The 20,336-nt window shown below is 60.7% G+C and carries 24 protein-coding genes; 6 read left to right on the forward strand and 18 right to left on the reverse strand.

Translation table 11 applies throughout. The features are described from left to right. The first annotated feature begins 20 nt into the window (after positions 1 to 20). Positions 21 to 578, forward strand: coding sequence for a protein tyrosine phosphatase (locus LQK83_RS00870; protein WP_230835404.1), 558 nt, complete (start codon positions 21 to 23; stop codon positions 576 to 578). A gap of 5 nt (positions 579 to 583) precedes the next feature. Here the strand turns inward: LQK83_RS00870 and LQK83_RS00875 are convergent, their stop codons facing one another. The 5 genes from LQK83_RS00875 to LQK83_RS00895 form a co-directional block, all read right to left on the reverse strand. Beyond that, positions 584 to 1,987: an ATP-binding protein gene (locus LQK83_RS00875; RefSeq protein WP_230835405.1), complete on the reverse strand. Its 1,404-nt coding sequence runs from the start codon at positions 1,985 to 1,987 to the stop codon at positions 584 to 586. An 83-nt stretch (positions 1,988 to 2,070) separates the two neighbouring features. Further along, on the reverse strand, positions 2,071 to 2,781 hold the full coding sequence (locus tag LQK83_RS00880) for a response regulator (protein ID WP_230835406.1): 711 nt from the start codon (positions 2,779 to 2,781) through the stop codon (positions 2,071 to 2,073). Further along, positions 2,778 to 3,284: a MarR family winged helix-turn-helix transcriptional regulator gene (locus LQK83_RS00885; protein WP_230835407.1), complete on the reverse strand. Its 507-nt coding sequence runs from the start codon at positions 3,282 to 3,284 to the stop codon at positions 2,778 to 2,780. Before LQK83_RS00885 ends, LQK83_RS00880 begins: the two co-directional genes overlap by 4 nt. A 185-nt stretch (positions 3,285 to 3,469) precedes the next feature. Beyond that, entirely contained in the window at positions 3,470 to 3,745 is a 276-nt protein-coding gene (locus LQK83_RS00890) for a hypothetical protein (protein WP_230835408.1), read from the reverse strand. Between the two features lie 163 nt (positions 3,746 to 3,908). Continuing rightward, complete coding sequence (locus LQK83_RS00895; RefSeq protein ID WP_230835409.1) at positions 3,909 to 4,154, reverse strand: hypothetical protein; 246 nt, start codon at positions 4,152 to 4,154, stop codon at positions 3,909 to 3,911. A 49-nt stretch (positions 4,155 to 4,203) separates the two neighbouring features. Between LQK83_RS00895 and LQK83_RS00900 the strand changes: the two genes are divergently transcribed. Beyond that, a complete protein-coding gene (locus tag LQK83_RS00900) occupies positions 4,204 to 4,851 on the forward strand; it encodes an MBL fold metallo-hydrolase (protein ID WP_230835410.1) in 648 nt (215 codons plus the stop codon). 81 nt (positions 4,852 to 4,932) lie between these two features. On the opposite strand, the gene LQK83_RS00905 is transcribed toward LQK83_RS00900, so the two are convergent. The 5 genes from LQK83_RS00905 to LQK83_RS00925 all read right to left on the reverse strand — a co-directional run bounded on the left by LQK83_RS00905 (position 4,933) and on the right by LQK83_RS00925 (position 8,405). Beyond that, positions 4,933 to 5,361 carry a BA14K family protein gene (locus tag LQK83_RS00905; RefSeq protein ID WP_230835411.1) on the reverse strand — a complete coding sequence of 143 codons (429 nt, stop codon included), beginning with the start codon at positions 5,359 to 5,361 and terminating at the stop codon, positions 4,933 to 4,935. A gap of 210 nt (positions 5,362 to 5,571) precedes the next feature. Next, complete coding sequence (locus LQK83_RS00910; RefSeq protein ID WP_109857120.1) at positions 5,572 to 5,787, reverse strand: cold-shock protein; 216 nt, start codon at positions 5,785 to 5,787, stop codon at positions 5,572 to 5,574. A gap of 397 nt (positions 5,788 to 6,184) precedes the next feature. Beyond that, on the reverse strand, positions 6,185 to 7,087 hold the full coding sequence (locus tag LQK83_RS00915) for a DMT family transporter (RefSeq protein WP_230835412.1): 903 nt from the start codon (positions 7,085 to 7,087) through the stop codon (positions 6,185 to 6,187). Positions 7,088 to 7,222: 135 nt separating this feature from the next. Then, entirely contained in the window at positions 7,223 to 7,855 is a 633-nt protein-coding gene (locus tag LQK83_RS00920; RefSeq protein ID WP_230835413.1) for a class GN sortase, read from the reverse strand. Beyond that, complete coding sequence (locus LQK83_RS00925) at positions 7,845 to 8,405, reverse strand: hypothetical protein (protein ID WP_230835414.1); 561 nt, start codon at positions 8,403 to 8,405, stop codon at positions 7,845 to 7,847. The genes LQK83_RS00920 and LQK83_RS00925 overlap by 11 nt, the downstream gene beginning before the upstream one ends. 375 nt (positions 8,406 to 8,780) lie before the next feature. Here LQK83_RS00925 and LQK83_RS00930 point away from each other — a divergent pair, with 375 nt between their 5' ends. Beyond that, positions 8,781 to 9,287 (forward strand): DUF4405 domain-containing protein, encoded by a 507-nt coding sequence (locus tag LQK83_RS00930; protein ID WP_230835415.1) that lies wholly within the window; start codon positions 8,781 to 8,783, stop codon positions 9,285 to 9,287. 24 nt (positions 9,288 to 9,311) lie between these two features. Here the strand turns inward: LQK83_RS00930 and LQK83_RS00935 are convergent, their stop codons facing one another. Continuing rightward, entirely contained in the window at positions 9,312 to 10,208 is an 897-nt protein-coding gene (locus LQK83_RS00935) for an EAL domain-containing protein (protein ID WP_230835416.1), read from the reverse strand. Positions 10,209 to 10,439: 231 nt separating this feature from the next. On the opposite strand from LQK83_RS00935, the gene LQK83_RS00940 reads away from it, so the two are divergent. Both LQK83_RS00940 and LQK83_RS00945 read left to right on the forward strand, forming a co-directional pair. Beyond that, the gene (locus tag LQK83_RS00940; RefSeq protein ID WP_230835417.1) at positions 10,440 to 11,642 is read left to right on the forward strand and encodes a pyridoxal phosphate-dependent aminotransferase; all 1,203 of its coding nucleotides are present in this window, start codon (positions 10,440 to 10,442) and stop codon (positions 11,640 to 11,642) included. 182 nt (positions 11,643 to 11,824) lie between these two features. After that, positions 11,825 to 12,562 carry an EF-hand domain-containing protein gene (locus LQK83_RS00945; protein ID WP_230835418.1) on the forward strand — a complete coding sequence of 246 codons (738 nt, stop codon included), beginning with the start codon at positions 11,825 to 11,827 and terminating at the stop codon, positions 12,560 to 12,562. Between the two features lie 469 nt (positions 12,563 to 13,031). Here the strand turns inward: LQK83_RS00945 and LQK83_RS00950 are convergent, their stop codons facing one another. Further along, on the reverse strand, positions 13,032 to 13,934 hold the full coding sequence (locus LQK83_RS00950; protein WP_230835419.1) for a LysR family transcriptional regulator VtlR: 903 nt from the start codon (positions 13,932 to 13,934) through the stop codon (positions 13,032 to 13,034). A gap of 30 nt (positions 13,935 to 13,964) precedes the next feature. Further along, entirely contained in the window at positions 13,965 to 14,930 is a 966-nt protein-coding gene (gene trxB, locus LQK83_RS00955; RefSeq protein ID WP_230835420.1) for a thioredoxin-disulfide reductase, read from the reverse strand. A gap of 209 nt (positions 14,931 to 15,139) precedes the next feature. Between trxB and LQK83_RS00960 the strand changes: the two genes are divergently transcribed. Beyond that, positions 15,140 to 15,607 (forward strand): Lrp/AsnC family transcriptional regulator, encoded by a 468-nt coding sequence (locus LQK83_RS00960; RefSeq protein ID WP_230835421.1) that lies wholly within the window; start codon positions 15,140 to 15,142, stop codon positions 15,605 to 15,607. A gap of 152 nt (positions 15,608 to 15,759) precedes the next feature. On the opposite strand, the gene LQK83_RS00965 is transcribed toward LQK83_RS00960, so the two are convergent. From LQK83_RS00965 to ppk2, 5 genes are all read right to left on the reverse strand, one after another. Continuing rightward, a complete protein-coding gene (locus LQK83_RS00965) occupies positions 15,760 to 16,818 on the reverse strand; it encodes a glycosyltransferase family 4 protein (RefSeq protein WP_230835422.1) in 1,059 nt (352 codons plus the stop codon). A 21-nt stretch (positions 16,819 to 16,839) separates the two neighbouring features. Then, complete coding sequence (gene greA, locus LQK83_RS00970) at positions 16,840 to 17,316, reverse strand: transcription elongation factor GreA (protein ID WP_112696535.1); 477 nt, start codon at positions 17,314 to 17,316, stop codon at positions 16,840 to 16,842. Positions 17,317 to 17,556: 240 nt separating this feature from the next. Beyond that, positions 17,557 to 17,934 carry a DUF930 domain-containing protein gene (locus LQK83_RS00975; RefSeq protein WP_230835423.1) on the reverse strand — a complete coding sequence of 126 codons (378 nt, stop codon included), beginning with the start codon at positions 17,932 to 17,934 and terminating at the stop codon, positions 17,557 to 17,559. 445 nt (positions 17,935 to 18,379) lie between these two features. Further along, complete coding sequence (locus LQK83_RS00980; RefSeq protein ID WP_230835424.1) at positions 18,380 to 19,231, reverse strand: GGDEF domain-containing protein; 852 nt, start codon at positions 19,229 to 19,231, stop codon at positions 18,380 to 18,382. Positions 19,232 to 19,387: 156 nt separating this feature from the next. Beyond that, positions 19,388 to 20,290 (reverse strand): polyphosphate kinase 2, encoded by a 903-nt coding sequence (gene ppk2, locus LQK83_RS00985; RefSeq protein ID WP_230835425.1) that lies wholly within the window; start codon positions 20,288 to 20,290, stop codon positions 19,388 to 19,390. Between the last annotated feature and the right edge of the window lie 46 nt (positions 20,291 to 20,336).

The raw sequence follows: 20,336 nt of genomic DNA on the forward strand, positions 1-20,336 counted from the left end.
CGGGATTCGAGGGGATGAAGATGATGCTGGATCAGAATTTCCGTGTGAGCTGCCTGCCGCGCGCCCGCGAGGTGGCGGAGGAATGGCGCGCCACTCATGTCGTGTCGCTGATCGATCCCGAATTGCCGGATCATCTCGTGCCGGTCATCGGGCGCGGCGAGCATATCGTGGCGCGGCTGCGCGACCAGGAGACCGCGGCCTTTACCGCGCATTTTCCCGATCTTGTCGTCAGCCTGTTCGAGACTGTGCGGCCCGCCGTGGAACTGCCGGACAGCCGCATTCTCGTGCATTGCCATGCCGGCGTGAGCCGTTCGACTGCGTTTGCCTTCTGCCTCATGGCGCATCGAGCGGGGGCAGGGCAGGAGGCGAAGGCCTTCGACGCCTTTCTCAAGATCGTCAACAAGCCCTGGCCCAACCGGCGCATCGTCGAGATCATCGACGCACATCTCGGTCGCGGCGGCGCGCTTCTGCAGCCGCTCGACGCGCTCAGGGCGCGCTATCCCAAGCGCATCGATGCCTGGCATCGCTTCAATCTGCGTCGGCCCTATCCTGAACTGATGGGTGGTTACGGCCGGTAGCCGGCTTATGCCGGGATACGGATAACGGCCCTCAGGCCTCCCATGGGACTGTCGTCCAGCGTCACGTTGCCGCCATGCGAGCGAGCGACGTCGCGCGCGATGGAGAGGCCGAGACCGGTGCCGGAGGCGTTGAGATTGCGAGCCTCGTCCAGCCGGAAGAACGGCTTGAAGACGTCGTCGCGCATAGCAGGCGGAATGCCTGGACCGTCGTCATCGACCGTCACCGTCAGCCACTTCGTGCCGTGATCGGCCTTGAAGCGCACATTGTCGGCATGCCGCCAGGCATTCGAAATGAGGTTCGAGATCAGCCGGTTGAAGGCATTGGGGCGGACGCGGATTTCATCCTGCCCTTCGATCGTCGCGCTGAAGCCCTTGTTTTCCAGCTCCGCATGCATTTCCAGCCGGCGCACAACTTCGCTCAAATAGACCGTTCCGACATCCTCTTCCGCTTCCGAGCGGACGAAGGCGAGATAACCTTCGAGCATGGATTGCATGTCGTTGACGTCCTGGTGCAGCGGCTCCAGTTCCTTGTCGTCGCCGAGAAGGGCCAGCTGCAGCTTGAAGCGCGTCAGCACCGTTCGCAGGTCGTGGCTGACGCCGCTGAGCATCGCGGTGCGCTGCTCCACATGGCGCTCGATGCGTTCGCGCATGAGAATGAAGGCGAGGCTTGCCTTACGGATCTCATCGGCACCGCGCGGGGCGAAGTTTTCCGGCATCTTCTGGCCCTTGCCGAAACTTTCCGCGGCCCTGGCCAGCGCAGTGATTGGCCGGATCTGGCCGCGGATGAAGAGGACGGAGATGCCGATCAGAATGATCGACGTCACCACCATCCAGACGATGAAGATATGGGTGTTGGAGGCATAGGCGGATGCACGGGGCGCGAAGATGCGCAGCACGTCCTTGCCGACCAGGATGCGGATTTCGATGATGCGCGAATTGCCGACCGTATCGATCCAGAAGGGCTTGCCGATGCGCCGGGCAATTTCCTGGCTCAGGAAGTCGTCCAGCAGGGAGAAGAAGGGCTTGGGCCGTGGCGGTGGCAGTGTGCCGTTCTTCTCGACCGAGATATCCAGTTCGAGGCGCTGGCTGGCGATGCGTTTCAGCTGGGCGAAATCGTCGTTCTGCGGATAGGTCTCCATCATGTCGATGATCGCGGCGATGTCGCGCGTCACCGCGCTCGACAGGCGCTCCGTCACCATGTGCCAGTGACGCTCCATGAAGAGATAGGTCACGACGCCCTGCAGGATGAACATCGGCAGGATGATGATCAGCAGCGAGCGGGCAAACAGGCCGGTCGGCAACTGCCGGCGCAGCCAGCGGATCGACCGCTTCCAGCCCGACGACGGGACGCGGTCCCGCTCGGGGCGGATCGCATCGAAACTGCTCGGCTTTGCGTCCGTATCTGCCATTTCAAGGGTCCTGAACCCAGCTTCCCGTTTGGCACACCCTGTCGAAAAAACCGTTTCCGATTTCACCGGGCGTGCCTGAATACCTATTCCGTGTTGAGACGATAGCCGATGCCGCGCACCGTTTGCAGCCAGACCGGATTGGACGGATCGTCCTCGATCTTGCGACGCAGGCGGTTGATCTGGACATCGATGGTGCGCTCGCCCGTCTCGGCGTCGCTGCCGGCCAGCTCGTGACGGGGAACGGTATCGCCTGCGCGCATGGCGAAAATGCGCATGATCTCCTGCTCGCGATCTGTGAGGTGCACGAATTCGCCGCTGCGGCGAAGCTCGGCCTTGGTGATCGAGAAGGTGAACGGGCCGAACATCATCTGTTCGATCGCCGGGGGGCGTTCGGCGACGCTGCGGCGCAGGATGTTGTTGATGCGCAGCACCAGCTCGCGCGGATCGAACGGCTTGCCCAGATAGTCGTCCGCGCCCGCTTCCAGTCCTTCAATGCGCGATTCCGGTTCGCTGAGCGCGGTCAGCACGATGATGGGGAACTTGCGGTCCTTGCGCAGCGACTTCGTCAGCGCAATGCCGTTTTCGCCGGGCATCATCACGTCGGCAATCAGAAGGTCGAAATCGAGGCCTTCCAGCTTGCGTCGCGCCTCCTGGCTATCAGCGGCGGCGGTGACACGAAAGCCCTTGTCCTGCAGGAAGCGCTGCAGCAGATCGCGAATACGCTTGTCGTCATCGACGATCAGGAGGTGAGGGGCGTCATCGGCAATCGGTTCGGCCTTTACATTGGCGATCATGCTTCGCCTCCTTCGTCTTCGACGCTCAGGCGGGTCAGGAAACGCACGATTTCGGCGCGTTCCTGCGCGGTTGCGGACGCCAGCGCCCGCGCGATGCGGCGGTGCTGGGGCGTGGACAGTTCGAGCGCCAGGTCACGACCGGCGCGGGTGGGGTAGAGGCAGCGCTGGCGGCGATCTTCCGGTCCTGCGATCTGACAGATGTAACCCTTGTCGATCAATTGCTTCAGGACGCGGGCAAGCGACTGCTTGGTGATCTTGAGCGTGTCGAGAAGCGCTGCCACCGTCATGCCCGGCTCGCGGTTGACGAAATGCAGGACGCGGTGATGCGCCCGGCCCATGTCGCCCTTTTCCAGGATCGCGTCAGGGTCGGAGGTAAAGGCGCGATAGGCGAAGAAGAGGAGTTCTATGATCTCGAAGTCAACGCCATCGGCAGCCGTCATCGGCTCCATGACTGGTTCGGGCCGGCTTTTCTTGCCAGGCCGCGTGCGTTGAGCTTCAAGCATGCGTAGTCCTCATGTCTTTCATGTCGCAGCCGCAGTCTGCGACCGTGTTTTCCGATAGACCGTAAATGTCCATCGGATCAACAGCAAGATATGAGTTCTGCTTCGCCGCTCCAGCCGGAGAAGCATTCCGCTGCGTCGCGGGTCCACCCGCCTCTCTATCCGCTCTCCGTCGCTCCCTAGTCGGCCTAGTGGCGCGTCCGCAGCATGCCTGTCGCCAGGGCCCCGACGATCGGCGTGAGGATCGCGCCTCCGAAGCCGCCCGTGTAAACATCCACCAATGCACCGGAGACGGCACTTGCGCCGCCGGTCAGGTTGAACACGAGGCCGCCAAGGACGCCGCCCACCGCGCCGATCGCTGTTCTGCTCAAAAGCGTGAGAGCCGGTTGCTTCATGCCCGCGCAGACGGCGTTACCGGCGATAATGCCTGCGACGATCTGTATTGCGATATTCGCGTAGTCCATGAAATGCCTCCCGTCAGTTCATGATCTGTCCGAAAGTTTCATGCGAATCTGTGTTTATGTCAACGACTTAATGACGCAGCTTGATCCAGATCAAAGTTTGGTGTGACAAAATATGCACGGGCTTGATAAAAGGCAAAAGCAGCGCTTTTCCCCGCGGAACCCTTTATCCTTCCTCGCGTTCTAGCCGCGAATCCGCTACCAGAACCGCATGAAAAGGGGTACCCATGTCGTCGACCGAAATTACCAAAGAGGACGAGCCGCGCTCGATGCGGCCTGTGGCCATCCTTTTCTTCACCGTCGTTTTCGGCATTGCGGCGCTTCTTGCTACGACGGCATCCTTGGCGGTATCGCCGCTTGCCGTGCCCGAGGCGGTTTCCGAACGCTGAATTCCCATCAGCCCCGTTTCCATCTGCTCGATCTTCCTCTATCTGCTGTGGCAACGACAACGGAGTAGCGATATGGCGAAGCTTCAGGCAGGCGTGATCCCGGTAACGGCTTTTCAGCAGAACTGCACGGTCCTCTTTGACAGTGAGAGCAAGGAAGGCGTCGTCGTCGATCCCGGCGGCGATGTCGGGACGATCCTTGAGGTTCTGAAGTCCAATGCGATCGACGTGAAGGCGATCTGGCTGACCCACGGCCATCTCGATCACGCCGGCGGGGCGATGGAGCTCAAGGAGGCACTGGGTGTCGAGATCGTCGGTCCGCACAGGAACGACGAGACTTTGCTGAAGGATATCGAGGCGAAGGCGAAAATGTATGGGCTCGATACGCCCATGCGCAACTGTGTTCCCGATCGCTGGCTGGACGACGGCGAGACCGTCAGCTTCGGCACCCATGTCTTCGAGGTCTATCACACGCCGGGCCATGCGCCGGGGCACGTGATCTATTTCCACCGGGAGGAGGGCATCGCTCATCTCGGCGACGTGCTCTTCCATGGTTCCATCGGGCGCACGGATCTGCCGGGCGGCGACCACGCGACACTGCTGAATTCGATCAAGACCAAGGTGTTTCCGCTCGGCGACCATGTCGGCTTTCTTTGCGGACATGGACCGGGGAGCAGGATCGGCGACGAGCGCCGGAACAATCCTTTCCTGGCCGGGCTTTGAGCGCCTAGCTTCGAGCACCGAGAGGCAGACAAAATGCCGGGCGACGAACCCGGCATTTTCAGTTTTGAGAGAAGACGCTGATCAGCCTGCGGTGCAGAAATGCTGGCGGCCGTCATAACCGATGAAGGTGCCGCTCTGCGGGTCGAACGAGCGATAGCGGTTCGAGCAATAGCGATACCAGCTGCGCGACCACGGCTCGAGGCTCGGACGATAGACCGGAACCGGTTGCTCGTAAACATAGGCCGGGCGATAGTAGACACGGCGTGGCGGCGGTGGCGGCGGCGGGGCGTAATAACCGTCATCATAATAGTAGCGGCGCGGCGGCGGCGGGCTGGCAATGGCTGCGCCGGCGATCACGCCGACGGCCAGACCCGCCACGCCCGCGGCAAGGGCATCTCCACCGCCATAGTAGCGGCGATGCCATTCATGAGCAGATGCGCTGCCGGCAACTGCAAAGGCTGCGACCGTTGCGGCGCAGGAAATCGCGACAAATTTCGAAACCTTGTTCATGGCCTTTCCTTTCGTCCATGCGCGCGATCAGATCGCGTTGTTGCGACGAAAGTTAGGTCTTCGAAGCTGAACGCAGTCTGAACAAGGTTAAAATTGCCCAAAGGTCCGAAAGTTCCGCACCAAAAGAGAAAACCGCAGTCTGGAAGCGCAAAAGGCTGCGCCGGCAAACTGCGGTCTCAAATCTAAGTCAGACGCTCAAGTCGTCGCCGTTTAGCCGGTCACCGTCAGGTTGACAGCCTTCGGGCCCTTGCCGCGGCGATCCGGCTCGGTGTCGAAGCTGACCTTCTGGTTTTCGGTCAGGCCATTGAGGCCCGATGCCTGTACGGCGGAGATGTGGACGAAGATGTCCGCGCCGCCCTTGTCGGGCTTGATGAAGCCGAAGCCCTTGTCGGTATTGAAGAATTTTACAGTGCCAGTCTCGGCCATGTGTCTCAGGTCCTTTTCTCATGCCCGTGCCGGTACGGGCTCATTCAGCGCCATCAGAAGCGCCCCCGGCAGGCAGTCGTCGTCATGCGGAGGAAAGGTCCTGTTTGTTACCGCGGTTCATCTGGACACCGGACCTGCCTTGCCCGATACCCAAAACGACCGCCCGGAACTTGTCGCGTCTCCGGAGCGCAGAAATTATGAGGTCTTCCCGTGTGTCCAAACATTTCTGTGGACGGAGCGCAGAGTGATGTAGTTCTGAAAAATTGGCAAGAGAAACTTTTACGGGTTTTTTGAAAACTTCTCGGGTCCGCGCGCGGAAATTTCAAATGTTTAATTGCCCGCCATATGGGCATATTTCGCAAGTGCTTGAAAAGTAATCAGTGTGTAGGGCTGACTTTTATCCTGCTTGCGTCGCGGACTGGCTTCGTCGCGACAGAATTTCCGGAACGATTTCAACCAGCATCATCGCGAGAAAGATGACGCCGCAGCCGACATAGCCGAGCGGGGTGATCGTTTCGCCCAGGATCAGCGCCCCGAACGTCGCTGCGAACAAGGCTTCGGAGGAGAGGAAAATCGCGGCCTGCGGCGCCGTCGTATAGCGCTGGCCTATGACCTGCAGGCTGAAGGCGAGCCCTGAGGAGAAGATGCCTGCATAGGCGATCTCGAACGCCGCATCTGAAATGGCGGTCCATGAAATCGGTTCCAGCAGAATGGCACCGGCGGTCGCACAGATCCCCGTCACGGCGAATTGCCAGGCAGACAAGAGCAGCGGTCGACCGCTCTGGCTGGCGAAGATGCCGATGAGGAATACCTGGACCGACCAGAAGAACGCGCAGACAATCGTCATGGCGTCGCCGTAGGTGAGGCTGGCGATCGCCCCGCCGCTGAGGAGAAAGATGCCGATCAGCGCCAGCATGGCGGCCGGCCAGATGATCCAGTGCGGCGCCTTGCGCAGGATGACGACGGTGAGGATCGGCACCATGATGACGTAGAGGCCGGTCAGAAAGCCGGAATTCGTGACCGTGGTCGTCAGAAGTCCGATCTGCTGCGTCACCGCACCGGCAAAGAGCGCCAGGCCGATGGCCGAGAAGGCAGCGTATGTGCGGGGCGTCACCGGCTTTTCTGCGCGTTTTGCCTCGCGCCAGGCAAAGGGTGCCACGGCGGCGGTGGCAACCAGAAACCGCAGGCCGATGAACCAAAGCGGGCCGAGCGATTTCATGGCGCTTGCCTGCACGACAAAACCTCCGCCCCAGATCGCGCCGGCGAGAAGAAGGCAAAGATTGGCTTGCAGGCGGGACATGTTGAGAGCCTTTTCCGGGGGAGGGCGCGGCAATGCGCGACGCCGGCCTTCTACCAGCCGTTTGTCTCTTCCTCAAGGGGCCGGGATCACGGTGTGGGCTCAAGGGGTGGGCGGGGGCCGTGCCGGCGTCGGGGTTCAGCGCGCCGAGGCCAGCATCGGTTGCCGGATATCGATGAGGTCGGCATCGACCACATAGCGAAAGGGGCTCCCGGCCGTGCCGTCGAGCGGCCAGCAGGTCGTCAGGGCCAGATGACGGCCCAGCGCCGAGACGTCGATGCCGTTATCGTCCCAGCGGGCAATGCGGGTGCCGGTGGCGCGGAAATCCAGCGCGCGCCCGTCGGCGAGTTCGATGTGGATGGTGTCGCCACGCCTCAGATTGCCAATCCAGGCAAACTGGCTGTCGCTGTTTGCTGCGATGACGGACGTGCCGTTGTCGCCTGGCAAGGGAGAGGCTTCAAGCCATGCGGGACCGAGGCTGCGTGTCGTGGCGCTGACGCCGGCAATCACGATGCCGCGTTTTGCCAGGCGGGGCGTCGAGATGCGCGCCACCACCTGAAAATCCGCCCATGGCCAAGGCCTGCCGTCACCCAGGCCCTGAACGCGACGTTCGAAGCTGCGGTTTAGGAGGGCCTGTGACAGTTCAGCTTTTGCCTTGATGTAGAGGCCGTTCCCAATCAGGACGAGGCCTGCCAGAGCCAGCGTCGCCAACAGGGCTATAGCAGTCCGGATGGCGAGAGGCTGGCGGCGATCGTCCTTTTTAGAGGACATCAATACGATCCTCATCGTCCCTGCTGCCGCGCGGGCCGCCGAACGTGAGCAGGATAAAGCTGCCGCCGATGAACGCGACGGAGACCAGCAGCAGGCCATTCAGGATGTCGTGATCGGCGAGCCCCGCGCTCTGCGCGAACTGGAAGGCGCTGGCCTGCTTGGAGATCGCCAGGGCCAGTTCCCGCCCGGCCTGAGCAAAAGAGGTCTCGTTTGCATCGGCATCGTTCAGGGCCACGGTCTGAAACATCGCGTCTGCCGGCTGCGAGGCTGCTTCGGCCGACGGGACGTCACGGCTGGCGACCTCGACAAGCAGAGGTTGGCTTGCCGCCACGTGGCTCGTTACGTGAGGCGAGGGAAGGAAGAGAGAGCCGACGCCGGCATTCTGGCGTGCCTCGGCTGTATGCGCCGGGGAAGCGCCCGTTGCAGAGGCGGAATTCATCAGGCCCGCGAACATGAACACCAGAGCGGCCACGAAGACAATCGCGAGCCAGCCCATGATGTTGTCGTTGCGCTTCAGCCGGACATATTCCAGTTCGTCTTCCAGAAACATGATCTTCCCCAATCTTCCTGCCGGCCGTTGGACTGGCCTGCAATGTCCCACCGATCTCGACGGCCGGAGGCTGTTTCCTCGTGTTACAGACGGCACGTGATCGATGTCTTATTTTAAAACGGGTCATCATGGCCTCAGACGGGTCAAATTGTGACGCCAGCCGAGATTTATCGTGGCCAATTCAAGGCACGCGTGAAACTTGTATGACGCCATCGCCTCCTGACTGCCGCAAGGCGGGCCGCATGTTAAGTTTTGTGTCGTAAACGTGAAGCCATTTTGCGCGAAGGAAAACAAATTTAATGTTGTTTTACAGGCGTTTATATCAGGCGTACGACATCTTCCGGACATGTTTGAAAGGCCTGAAGGAGACCGGAGATGAAAGACGTCCTGTTCCGTTATGCGACCCCCGCGCTGACCTCACTTTTTGTTGTCTCGCTGATATCTGGCGTGATCATTTTCTTCCACATCGGACCCAGTTGGTTGCATGGCGTCCATGAATGGCTCAGCCTGCTTCTGGCAGTCCCTTTCGGGCTTCACATGTGGCGAAACTGGAGACCTTTTATTAACTATTTCAAACGCGCGGCCATGCCTGTCAGCCTTGCCTTTGGCGTTGCCGCCGTGGCTGCCTTCGGGCTTGTTCCGGCGGGTGCGCAAGGGGAAAGAAGCGGACCGCCACAATTCGCGCTGGCGGCTGCCATGGCTGCCGCGACGCCGACTACGGTCGCACCGGTGCTGGGCGTCACCCCGGATGAACTGGTCGGGACGCTGAAGGCCGCCGGCTTTATCAATGCCGATGCCGCTTCGCCGATGAGCGCCATGGCAGCGGCTGCCGGCAAGAAGCCTGCGGATCTCTACAAGGTGCTGAATTCGGTCGGGAAGTAAGCGTTTCCAGACGGAGAGGGGCGCTTACGCCCCTCGCTTACCGAAGGAGGAAGCCCGTCGGCCGGTGCCGAAGGACGGCATGGAGGCGCGGGCAGGGGCGATCTGCGGACGCACATGCTCGAAGGGCTCCGGATAGGTGCGGTTGAAACTCGTCGGCGCGATTTCCGGGCGGGCGAGCACATAGCCCTGCATGAGCGGTACGCCGAGTTCCTGGCAGAGTTCCACCTGCGAAAGTTCTTCCAGGCCCTCGAAGATCGGCTGGATCCCACGTTCCATGAACTGCTCGACCATGACCTTCAGGAGCGCAAAGCCCGTCGAGTCCTGCATGAATTCGAGAACCCAGCTGGTTTCGAACTTGACGAATTCCGGCTTGAGGATCGCCACGCGCTCGGCGTCGCTGTCCTGCGCGCCATATTCGTCGACGGCGGTCTTGAAGCCGAGTTCGCGCAGACTGTTGGCGAAATGGGTGATCGCCTTCAGGTCCTCGTTCTTCTTGCGTGTGATTTCGCAGACGATCTGCTCGGGCTTCATGCCGGCTTCGCGGGTGGCGAGCGCAATGCGGTCCACTTCGTGGCGGATCGCCTGCAACGTCAGGAACATGCCGGGATGGAAGTTGACGAAGAGCTTGACCGAGCGGCGGTTGAGAAGCCCGGTGTTGAGAATGTGCAGCGTGCGCAGCAGGCTGTCGACTTCCGGAAGATCGGCGGGATCGACCTGCGGAAAGAATTGTGACGGGGCGACGGCATCATTGCCGCGCCGGGCGCGTACGAGGCCTTCGAAGGCGGCCAGGAGCAGATCGCCATTGGCATCTTCGCCGAAGATCGGCTGGAGCGCGGTCTGAAGCACGAAGGCGCCATGGGTTGCAACATACGTGCCATCCTCAAGGCGCTGCAAACGTGAGAAGAGACTGGTCGACGTCATCAACGGAATCCGGTGGCATATTGGTACAATCAACCTCTGGGGTAGCACGAAATCGTTACTTGCCGATTAAGCCTTGCCGATTGACTGCCGAGCGATCGTCAAAATTGAAGCATTCATCGCCTGAATTGACTTGAATTACGGGGTTTGTTTCGACATAACCCATCGCGGCTCAAGGCCGGGTTCTCAAGGGGTCGGCCAGCCTTTCTGTCAGTTCTCAAAGGTTCGAAGATCATGGCTTTTATTGCCGACGCGCTTTCCCGAGTGAAGCCCTCCGCCACCATCGCAATGGCCCAGAAGGCCCGCGAGCTCAAGGCCAAGGGCGTTGACGTCATCAGCCTCAGCGCAGGCGAGCCCGATTTCGATACGCCGGACAACATCAAGAAAGCCGCCATCGACGCCATCAACCGCGGCGAGACGAAGTACACGGCTGTTGCCGGTATCCAGGAACTGCGCGAGGCGATCGCCAAGAAGTACAAGCGCGAGAACGGCCTCGACTATACGGCGGCCCAGGTCATCGTCGGCACCGGCGGCAAGCAGATCCTGTTCAACGCGCTGATGGCGACGCTGAACCCCGGCGACGAGGTCATCATCCCTGCGCCTTACTGGGTCTCCTATCCGGAAATGGTCGCGATCTGCGGCGGGACGTCCGTCTTCGTCAACGCCACGATCGAAAACGGCTTCAAGCTGCAGCCGGAAGATCTGGAAAAGGCGATCACGCCGAAGACCAAGTGGTTCATCTTCAACTCGCCGTCCAACCCTTCCGGAGCGGCCTATACGCATGACGAGCTGAAGAAGCTGACCGACGTTCTGCTGCGCCATCCGCATGTCTGGGTTCTGACCGACGACATGTACGAGCACCTGACGTTCGACGGCTTCAAGTTTGCGACACCTGCTCAGGTCGAGCCCGGCCTTTATAGCCGTACGCTGACCATGAACGGCGTTTCCAAGGCCTATGCGATGACCGGCTGGCGTATCGGCTATGCCGCCGGCCCCGTCGAGCTGATTAAGGCCATGGACATGATCCAGGGTCAGCAGACCTCCGGCACTAACGCGATTGCCCAGTGGGCAGCCGTTGAGGCACTGAACGGTCCGCAGGACTTCATCGAGAAGAACAAGGCGATCTTCCAGTCGCGCCGCGATCTGGTCGTCTCCATGCTCAATCAGGCGAAGGGCATTTCCTGCCCGGTTCCGGAAGGCGCATTCTACGTCTATCCGTCCTGCGCCGGCCTGATCGGCAAGACGGCTCCTTCGGGCCGCGTCATCAACACGGACCAGGACTTCGTGATGGAACTGCTCGAATCGGAAGGTGTGGCCGTCGTTCACGGCACTGCCTTCGGCATGGGCCCGAATTTCCGCATCTCCTATGCGACGTCGGAAGCCATGCTGGAAGAGGCTTGCCGCCGCATTCAGCGCTTCTGCAATGCCTGCAACTAAGCGCTGAAGAGCGTTTTTCGCATGTTTCAAACCGCCGGGCGCAAATCCGGCGGTTTTTTCGTATGTCGGCTTTGAAAACGCAATCCTGGCTCAAGCTTCCGCGAGCCTAGTGAAGCTGCCTCTCAACGCTTGGGGACAGCGGCGAGTGGTGACTCCAACTGCAATCTCTCGAGGAGATGAGCATGACTTCGATAATGTCATCACCAGGCGGCAGTGCCGTCTATTCCAGTCAATTGTCCCAATTGCTCGCAGCCAACCAGTCTGCGGACAATGATGATTCATCCAGCAGCAATAGCCCGGTTGCGGCCAGCCAGACGGTTCCGTCGCTGGCGAGCGTTCTGAGTACCGACGATACCACGGGGGTGGGCGCGCAGGCGGCCTCCACCATCAATTCGCTGATGATGCAGATCCAGGCGATGCGGGCCGGAACGCCAGTCGATCCGTCTTCGACGACGGGTTCCACCGCTGACGGCACACAGCCCGTCGACCCGCAGCAGAGCGGCGCGGTTAATGGCCACCATCATCGCCATCATGGTGGAGGTGAGGCGGCAGCGGCTAAGGCCTTCTCCAACATCGACACCGACAAGAGCGGTTCCGTTTCGCTTTCCGAATTCGTTGCCGGTCGTCCGAAAACCATGTCGGAGGACGATGCGACCAAGATCTTTCAGTCGATCGATACGGGTGGGACGGGATCGATCGACGAGCAGCAATTCGCAACGCATCTGAAGGCGGAGCATGAGAAGGCCGGCGGCGCGCATCATGCCAAGGGCGCTGAAAGTGGCGACGCCAAGCCGGATATGAAGACGCTGGCGCAGGATTTGATGACGCAGCTCAAGCAGGTCATCCAGACCTTCAACAACGGCTATGTCGATGGCGGGGATGTCGGCCAGCAGCCGGCGGATACGACCACCGTGGGATAAGGAGTGGCGAAGCCTGCCGAGAGCGTGGCGGTCACGCCGCGCTCGTCTTCACGTCAAAACCAAAGCATTTTTTCAAGCAAAAAAAATGGGCCGCAAGATTTCTCTCGGGCCCGTATAGTTGTGAAGGTAAAAACCTCCAGAGGGGAACAGTTGTTGCAGCGGCACTGGGAGGAAAACCGCTGAGCTCAACAACTGAGCGTGATATGATGCCAAATTGTGCAAGTTTCAAGGATTGGCCTTGCATGCCAGACATGCTTTTTGCGCATAGCTTTGGTGATTTTTCCAATAAGTTATTGTTTTTTATGATTTAAATATTTGACTCTGCGGTCAAAATTTCAAGGCTTCATCAATCAGAATTTTGAATCGTCCGACAGCGCTCACTAAATTTGATTGATTTCTGCTTAAAATATAGCCGTCAACTATGTCTGCCTCGAATCTGTGCGGCGCAATTTTGACGTTGCACAGAGGATCAAAAGTTCCAGTTACGCGCTTTGGCGACGATGAAATCGCGGAAGACTTTGAGCTTTGCTGCGTTCTTCATTTCATCGGGATAGCAGAAATAGGTGTCGAATGACGGCACGTCGGCATTGGTGACCAGCTGTACGAGGCCCGGATCGCGGCCAACGATATAGTCGGGCAACATGGCGATGCCGATGCCCTTGAGGGCTGCCTGCTTGATGGCGCTGAGCGAATTGATCTGCAGATGCGATGCCCGCGGGTTGTCGGACGAGCGACCGGCGATCTCCAGCCAGTTCACGTCCAGCAGGTAGCCGGGGGCAGGCTCGCCGAAGGTGATGATGCGGTGCTTGTCCAGATCGTCGAGCGACTGCGGCTCGCCGTGGCGGCTCAGATAGGCGGGGGCGGCATAGACATGCATATGCACGGTGAAGAGCTTGCGCTGGATGAGGTCCGACTGCTGCGGCTGGCGTAGACGAATGGCGCAGTCGGCGTGACGCATGTTCACGTCCAATTCCTCATTGTCAAGGATGAGCTGGACCTGCATGTCGGGATAGAGGTTCAGGAATTCCTGGATCTTGTCGGTCAGCCAGCCCTGGCCCAGACCGACGGTCGTCGTGACCTTCAGCTTGCCGCTCGGCTTCTCGGTGGTTTCGGTGAGCTGGATCTTCACCGTTTCCAGCTTCATCAGCACATCATGGGCGGTGCGATAGAGCAGTTCGCCCTGTTCGGTCAGGATCAGGCCGCGGGCATGGCGGTGGAAGAGCTTGCAGCCGACATCGCTTTCCAGCGCGCTGACCTGACGGCTGATCGCGGATTGCGACAGATGCAGGCTCTCGGCGGCATGCGTGAACGAGCCTGCCTCCGCAGCGGCATGAAAGATTCTCAGCTTGTCCCAGTCCAGCGGTCCGCCCATGCCGTTCCCCTTTAGGTCATGAACTTTTATTTATTCGGCGGCGACAGCAGGTGCTGCGAGGTGACCGGCCAGATAGCGCTCGGCTTCGAGCGCTGCCATGCAGCCCATGCCGGCCGCCGTGATGGCCTGCCGGAAGGTGTCGTCCGTCACGTCGCCTGCTGCGAATACCCCCTCGACGTTTGTGGCAGTCGAATCGGGCGCTGTCCACAGGTAACCGTTCGGCTTCTGGCGCAGTTGGCCTTCGAAGAGTTCGACCGCCGGCGCATGGCCGATGGCGACGAAGACGCCATTGGTGGCGTGTTCGGTGATCTCGCCGGTCTTGGTGTTGCGCAGCTTCACGCCGGTCACGGAGACCGGGGAGGCGTCGCCAACGATTTCGGCAATCTCGACATTCCAGACGATCTTGACGTTTTCCTTGGCGAAGAGGCGTTCCTGCAGGATCTTTTCCGAGCGGAACGAGTCACGGCGATGCACGACGGTCACCGACTTCGCGATATTGGAGAGATAGAGCGCTTCTTCAACGGCCGAGTTGCCGCCGCCGACCACGATCACGTCCTTGTTGCGATAGAAGAAGCCGTCACAGGTGGCGCAGGCCGAGACGCCGAAGCCCTGGAAGGTCTTTTCGGAGTCGATGCCGAGCCACTTGGCCTTTGCGCCGGTGCAGATGATCAGCGTGTCGGCGGTCCAGGTCGCGCCGCTGTCGGTGACGACGTTGAAGGGACGGCGGGAGGTGTCGACGCTCGTCACGATGTCGTTGACGATCTCGGCGCCGACATGCGTCGCCTGGTTCAGCATCTGCTCCATCAGGAACGGGCCCTGGATCGGATCGGCATAGCCCGGATAGTTCTCGACATCGGTAGTGATCATCAGCTGGCCACCCTGATCGAGGCCGGCGATCAGCACCGGCTGCAGCATGGCGCGCGCGGCGTAGATAGCGGCGGTGTAGCCGGCCGGGCCGGAGCCGATGATGAGAACCTTGACGTGACGGTTGGACATTGTGTGATCCTTTCGCGCGGCCTGAAAGGCGCAAAGCAATATGCGCGCCGCGACCATGAAACTTGAACGTTATTTATGAGGCGGCAGGGGGTAGTTTCAAGGGAGCGGGCTGCTTACCAACAGAAAGCCGCGCCCGCTTGTGCGTAAACTCGCGTCCTGTCATAGCTAAAGCACACATTTCAGCCGATTCCCAAGCTTTTGGACCCTTCATGTTCCGTGCCGAACTCGACGCGATCGACATCAGAATCCTTCGGGAGCTTCAGGCGGACGGGCGCATCACGAATGTGGAGCTCGCAAGCCGCGCCGGCATTTCCGCGCCGCCCTGTCTTCGTCGGGTCCGCCGGCTGGAGGACACCGGGATCATCGAAGGCTATCGCGCCATCCTGAACGGTCCGAAGCTCGGGATGGATCTGACGGCCTTCTGCATGGTGGGTTTGAAGCATCAGTCTGAGGCCAATCTCAAGAGCTTTTCGGCCGCCACCACCAAGTGGCCGCTGGTGCGGCAGGCTTGGATGGTGTCGGGCGAAAGCGATTTCCTGCTGCAATGCGTGGCGGAGAACCTGACCGTGTTTCAGGATTTCGTCATCGAGCAACTGGCGGCAGACGAGAATGTCGACACCGTGCGGACCATGCTGACGATCCGGCAGGTGAAGAAGGTCGGGCTGATCGAGATTTGATGGTGGGCTTGCGCTGCGGGTAACTCTCCCTCCCCCTTGTGGGGAGGGTTGGGGAGGGGTCTTTATTTCCGCTCGCTCCGGCGTTCGCGGTAAAGTCCCCCTCTGGCTGCCGCCATCTCCCCCACAAGGGGGGAGACGGTTGGGGCGGGCTCTCAGTCCCTCGCCAACGTCTCGTAAATCGCGCCCAGCGCTTCAGCCTCGCCCTTGAGATCGAAGCGTGCGCGGACGTCGGCGAGAGCTTCTTCTCCGTGCGCTTCCGCCAATGACGGGTCTGCCAAGTATTTCGCAATCGCATCGCGCAGCGTCTCGTAATCACCGGCCGGTGCGATCTCGCCGGTCTTTCCGGGCACGATCATTCCAGCATAGGCACCCGCGTCGCTGGCAACCACCGCCGTCTTCGATGCCATGGCTTCGAGCGGGGTGAGGCCAAAGCCTTCGTTGCGGGAGGGGGCGACGTATAGCGTAAGCCGGCGGTACCAAGGCTTGATATCGTCCACCTCGCCCAGGATGCGGATGCGGTCTTCGAGACCGGCGGCCTTGATGTCGGCTTCCAATGCATTTGCGAAGGGTTTGTTGTCGGAGGTGACGCGGCCCGTGACGATCGAGGTCCAGTCCGGATACTTCGGAAGAAGTTCGATCATCGCTCGGACGAAAAGATCGGTGCCCTTCGTATGACGGACGCGGCCGAAGCAGCCGATGAGATAGCGGCCGGGCAGGCCTGACGCCGCCATCGTGTCGCTGTCGGTTTCTGCCGGATGGAAGAGGGCGAGGTCGACGCCATGGGAGACGACGGTGTGCGGCACTTTCAGAAAAGAGCCCGAGCGCGCACTGGTGGCGACGACGGCATCCATCTTCGCAATCAGCCAGCGGGTGTAGTGGCTGTGGTTGCGTTGGGCGGCAGATGTGAAGAGCAGCCGGATCGGCATGCGCAACACGTCGCGCAGGAGGAGGCCGAACAGCATTTCGTTGTTGCGGCGCGCATGCCAGATGCGCTTGCCGCCGCCCCTTGGCTTGCGCCAGAGCTTCAGAAGGTCGAGCCAGCCAAGATGCGGCAGGTGGGCGGGCAGGCCGGGGCCGAGCACGGCGACGCGCTGGCCCTGGCTATTCTGTTCCGGCACGAGCTGGACGATCGTGGACGTCACGCCCGAGAGCCGCCGCTTGAAATTCGGCGCAATGACGCGGGTTTCGGCGGCGGTCGTTAACTCGGGCACGGTGTCGGATTTCCGGGCGGATCAGCCCCAGGAGATGTTGAGGATTTCGTAGGCCTTGGAACCGCCGGGGGCGTTGACCTCGATCGAGTCACCCTTTTCCTTGCCGATGAGGGCGCGGGCGATCGGCGAGGAGATCGAGATGCGGCCGGACTTCACGTCCGCTTCCTGGTCGCCGACGATCTGGTAGGTCTTTTCTTCTTCCGTGTCCTCGTCAACGAGCTTGACGGTGGCACCGAATTTGATCGTGCTTCCGGACATCTTGGAAAGATCGATGACTTCGGCGCGACCAATCAGATCCTCAAGCTCGCTGATACGGCCTTCGTTGTGGCTCTGTGCTTCCTTGGCGGCGTGATACTCGGCGTTTTCCGACAGATCGCCATGGGCGCGCGCTTCGGCGATCGCCTCAATGATGCGGGGGCGTTCTTCCTGCTGGCGCCAACGCAGCTCCTCATTGAGCTTGGCGAAGCCGGACTGGGTCATCGGAACTTTTTCGACCATTTCCATTTCCTTCCCGTCGCTGACGCATAGGACATCTCCCATGCGGCCGCATGTCTTGTCGTTTCCACGTCTTTTGATGAGCGCGGCACAAAAATAAAACGGTCCCCGGAGCTTCACGCAACGGAACCGTTCAAAACGGAAAACAATATAACAGAAAGCTTTTCGAAAAAGCGAGAAAAATCTGTCGCGGTGCTCGGCCTGTTTCCAAAGGCGCTTTGAGAACAAATGCTTGGTGGAGGCTCAGCGTTCCAGATGAAGGTCGTCCCAGCGACTGCTCGGGATGAGTGTGCCGATGGCGAAGCGGAAGGCGATGACGGCGCCACGCCTGGTGTCGAGGATGCAGTCGAAGGTCAGGCGGAACCAGCGATGCGCGCTCCGGAAGGCGGCACCGGGCGCGCGCAACCGATCCCCATCCACCTGTGTATTCTCCAGAGCGTAGGCAATCAGCCGGTCCGGCTGGAGCTTTGAGTCGGTGCGGCGAATTTGCTCCATCGCCTCCGTATCGCAAATCTGCTCGTTCCGTTCGGACGGGGACAGCGTTTTCAGTGCGTCGCGAGCGGAGCGGTTTTCCGGGCGGGAGAGAATGGTGGCGGCATAGAAGGCGCTTGCCTCCTTCATCTCCGGCTCGGCCTTGGGCGGCTCAGTTTGCGTCTCGCCCGGTTTCGGGACCGCCTCAGGGGCCGGCGTAGCGGTAGGGGCCGGAGGCGCAGGCGGTGGGGCTGCGCCTTCGGCCTGTTGCCCGGCAGGTCTAGGTTGCTGTTGTTCCGCGGAAGTGCCTGCCGCCGGTGGCTGTGGACTGTTCGGGGTTTCCGGGGCGACGGTTTGCGGGACCATCCTGATGGAGATTACGGGTTCGGGCGCGTCTTCCACCGAAGCAGGCGCGAACCGCAGGAGAGAAGCGAGCAGAACAAGGTGGAGGACGATCGACGCGGCAAGGCCGGCCCGAAAATCCTTCCTTGTTTGCATGGGGTGCGCCATCTGTCCTGTTGCCTCGATGTCCTTCGCTCCCGTCATCGATACTGGGCTGGGTGCTGGACGCAACAGTCAATCGACGTCCGGCGTCTCAGGCCGCGCTCACGGCAGGGGATGGTGTATCGGCAAAGGTACTATGCCGATCGCGGAAGGCGACGACAACACGGTTGCGGCCCGTCTGCTTTGCTTCATAAAGACAAGCGTCGGCCTCGCGATAGAGCTGTTCATATGTGGCCGCCGTGTCGCTGAAGGCGACGCCGATGCTCACGGTCAGTCGGGTGGGCAGGAACGTTTGGGAAAACTCAGCAGCTGCAACGGCTGCTCGCAGGCGCTCGGCCTGGAGGGCGGCCAGACCAGCTGTGGCGCTACGGGTGAACACGGCAAACTCCTCACCGCCGATACGACCGAAGACCTCATCCTCCCTAAGGCAGCCTTTGATCGCCTCCGTGACGGCGATCAGCGCTTCGTCACCGGTGTGATGGCCGAACGTGTCGTTGACCTTCTTGAAATGATCGACGTCGATGACCAGCATGGCCGCAGCCACAGGTGTATCGGAGAGCAAAACTGGCTCGACCGCATTGTGGAACGCGCGCCGGTTGAAGATACCCGTCAGGCTGTCGGTGAAGGCCAGGCGCTCCAGCGCCTCACGGGTAAGGGCTAGTTGGCGAAGCTTCGAGAAGAGATAGAAGAATGTGGGGCCGCCGATCAGAACGGGGCCGAGAATGTCATTGCGGACGCTAAGCCAAACGAGTTCGTTTGTCTGAGCCGTGAGGTTGCCGTAGTCGAGCGCAAAGACCAGAGCCAGGACCACGATCGTGAAACCGGTCGTCGCGGCGACGATCAGCGCATAATCCCGCATGCTCAATTTGACTGACTTCACCGCGGCGTCCTTGGGGCCGGGCGACAGGCGAATTCCTGTTTCAACCGGACCGTTCAGGATCATCGTCGTTCGGACTGCGCCGAAACAAGATGACCTTGCCCGACTTGTTATAAGTCAATTTTGCTGAGGAACCGTCTAAGCCCGGTGTAAATTCTGCGGCTCCGTGTTAACCGCCTGGTAACAGGGAGCCGCATTTTCGTGCCGTTCTGGTGCAGATGCTCAGTAGAGCTTCGGCACATACATGTCTTCGGGTACCGGCTTGCGGTAATAGTCATCGTGATGGACGCGCTCGGGCAGGTCGATGGCCGGGCGCGGCACTTCCTCGTAAGGGATCTGCTTGAGGAGGTGGGCGATGCAATTGAGGCGGGCGCGCTTCTTGTCCACCGCCTCGACCACCCACCACGGGGTTTCGGGCGTATGCGTGCGGTCCAGCATCTCTTCCTTGGCCTTGGTGTAGTCTTCCCAGTGGACGCGGCTTTCGAGGTCCATCGGCGAGAGCTTCCATTGCTTCAGCGGATCGTGGATACGCATCTTGAAGCGGAATTCCTGCTCCTCGTCGGTGATCGAGAACCAGTACTTGATGAGGATGATGCCCGAGCGGACAAGCATGCGCTCGAATTCCGGGACGGAGCGGAAGAATTCTTCCAGTTCGTCCTTGGTGCAGAAGCCCATGACGCGCTCGACACCGGCGCGGTTGTACCAGGAGCGGTCGAAGAGAACCATTTCGCCGGCGCTCGGCAGATGCGGCACATAACGCTGGAAATACCACTGGTGACGCTCGCGCTCGGTCGGCGCAGGGAGTGCCACGACGCGGCAGACGCGCGGGTTGAGGCGCTGCGTGACACGCTTGATCGCGCCGCCCTTGCCGGCGGAATCGCGGCCTTCGAAGATCACCACGACCTTGAGCTTCTTGTGCTGGATCCAGTCCTGCAGCTTCACAAGCTCGTGCTGCAGTCGGAAGAGTTCGCGGAAGTAGACCTTGCGGTCGAGCGTCGGCTCGGCCTCATGCGTCATGCCGTCGACGACGAGCTCATCGAGCTGATCCTCGTCCATCTGCATTTCCAGCTCCTCATCGAAGCTGTCGGCGATTTCCGTCTTGATGCGCTCGAGGTCATATTGCATTCGTCAAATCCTTCCGTCGAATTGGCCGGAGAGAAGCAGGCTTCTG

This window comes from Rhizobium sp. C1 (assembly GCF_021026335.1).
In the GTDB taxonomy this organism is placed as follows: domain Bacteria; phylum Pseudomonadota; class Alphaproteobacteria; order Rhizobiales; family Rhizobiaceae; genus Ensifer_A.

Excerpts from the sequence above, each read along its gene's own strand:
- LQK83_RS00875 (WP_230835405.1), bottom strand. The coding sequence starts at position 1,987 with ATGGCAGATACGGACGCAAAGCCGAGCAGTTTCGATGCGATCCGCCCC.
- LQK83_RS00890 (WP_230835408.1), bottom strand. The coding sequence starts at position 3,745 with ATGGACTACGCGAATATCGCAATACAGATCGTCGCAGGCATTATCGCC.
- LQK83_RS00905 (WP_230835411.1), bottom strand. The coding sequence starts at position 5,361 with ATGAACAAGGTTTCGAAATTTGTCGCGATTTCCTGCGCCGCAACGGTC.
- LQK83_RS00885 (WP_230835407.1), bottom strand. The coding sequence starts at position 3,284 with ATGCTTGAAGCTCAACGCACGCGGCCTGGCAAGAAAAGCCGGCCCGAA.
- LQK83_RS00880 (WP_230835406.1), bottom strand. The coding sequence starts at position 2,781 with ATGATCGCCAATGTAAAGGCCGAACCGATTGCCGATGACGCCCCTCAC.
- LQK83_RS00900 (WP_230835410.1), top strand. The coding sequence starts at position 4,204 with ATGGCGAAGCTTCAGGCAGGCGTGATCCCGGTAACGGCTTTTCAGCAG.
- LQK83_RS00870 (WP_230835404.1), top strand. The coding sequence starts at position 21 with ATGATGCTGGATCAGAATTTCCGTGTGAGCTGCCTGCCGCGCGCCCGC.
- LQK83_RS00920 (WP_230835413.1), bottom strand. The coding sequence starts at position 7,855 with ATGTCCTCTAAAAAGGACGATCGCCGCCAGCCTCTCGCCATCCGGACT.
- trxB (WP_230835420.1), bottom strand. The coding sequence starts at position 14,930 with ATGTCCAACCGTCACGTCAAGGTTCTCATCATCGGCTCCGGCCCGGCC.
- LQK83_RS00980 (WP_230835424.1), bottom strand. The coding sequence starts at position 19,231 with ATGATCCTGAACGGTCCGGTTGAAACAGGAATTCGCCTGTCGCCCGGC.
- LQK83_RS00960 (WP_230835421.1), top strand. The coding sequence starts at position 15,140 with ATGTTCCGTGCCGAACTCGACGCGATCGACATCAGAATCCTTCGGGAG.
- greA (WP_112696535.1), bottom strand. The coding sequence starts at position 17,316 with ATGGTCGAAAAAGTTCCGATGACCCAGTCCGGCTTCGCCAAGCTCAAT.
- LQK83_RS00945 (WP_230835418.1), top strand. The coding sequence starts at position 11,825 with ATGACTTCGATAATGTCATCACCAGGCGGCAGTGCCGTCTATTCCAGT.
- LQK83_RS00915 (WP_230835412.1), bottom strand. The coding sequence starts at position 7,087 with ATGTCCCGCCTGCAAGCCAATCTTTGCCTTCTTCTCGCCGGCGCGATC.
- ppk2 (WP_230835425.1), bottom strand. The coding sequence starts at position 20,290 with ATGCAATATGACCTCGAGCGCATCAAGACGGAAATCGCCGACAGCTTC.
- LQK83_RS00930 (WP_230835415.1), top strand. The coding sequence starts at position 8,781 with ATGAAAGACGTCCTGTTCCGTTATGCGACCCCCGCGCTGACCTCACTT.
- LQK83_RS00940 (WP_230835417.1), top strand. The coding sequence starts at position 10,440 with ATGGCTTTTATTGCCGACGCGCTTTCCCGAGTGAAGCCCTCCGCCACC.
- LQK83_RS00895 (WP_230835409.1), bottom strand. The coding sequence starts at position 4,154 with ATGGAAACGGGGCTGATGGGAATTCAGCGTTCGGAAACCGCCTCGGGC.
- LQK83_RS00925 (WP_230835414.1), bottom strand. The coding sequence starts at position 8,405 with ATGTTTCTGGAAGACGAACTGGAATATGTCCGGCTGAAGCGCAACGAC.
- LQK83_RS00910 (WP_109857120.1), bottom strand. The coding sequence starts at position 5,787 with ATGGCCGAGACTGGCACTGTAAAATTCTTCAATACCGACAAGGGCTTC.
- LQK83_RS00935 (WP_230835416.1), bottom strand. The coding sequence starts at position 10,208 with ATGACGTCGACCAGTCTCTTCTCACGTTTGCAGCGCCTTGAGGATGGC.
- LQK83_RS00975 (WP_230835423.1), bottom strand. The coding sequence starts at position 17,934 with ATGAAGGAGGCAAGCGCCTTCTATGCCGCCACCATTCTCTCCCGCCCG.
- LQK83_RS00950 (WP_230835419.1), bottom strand. The coding sequence starts at position 13,934 with ATGGGCGGACCGCTGGACTGGGACAAGCTGAGAATCTTTCATGCCGCT.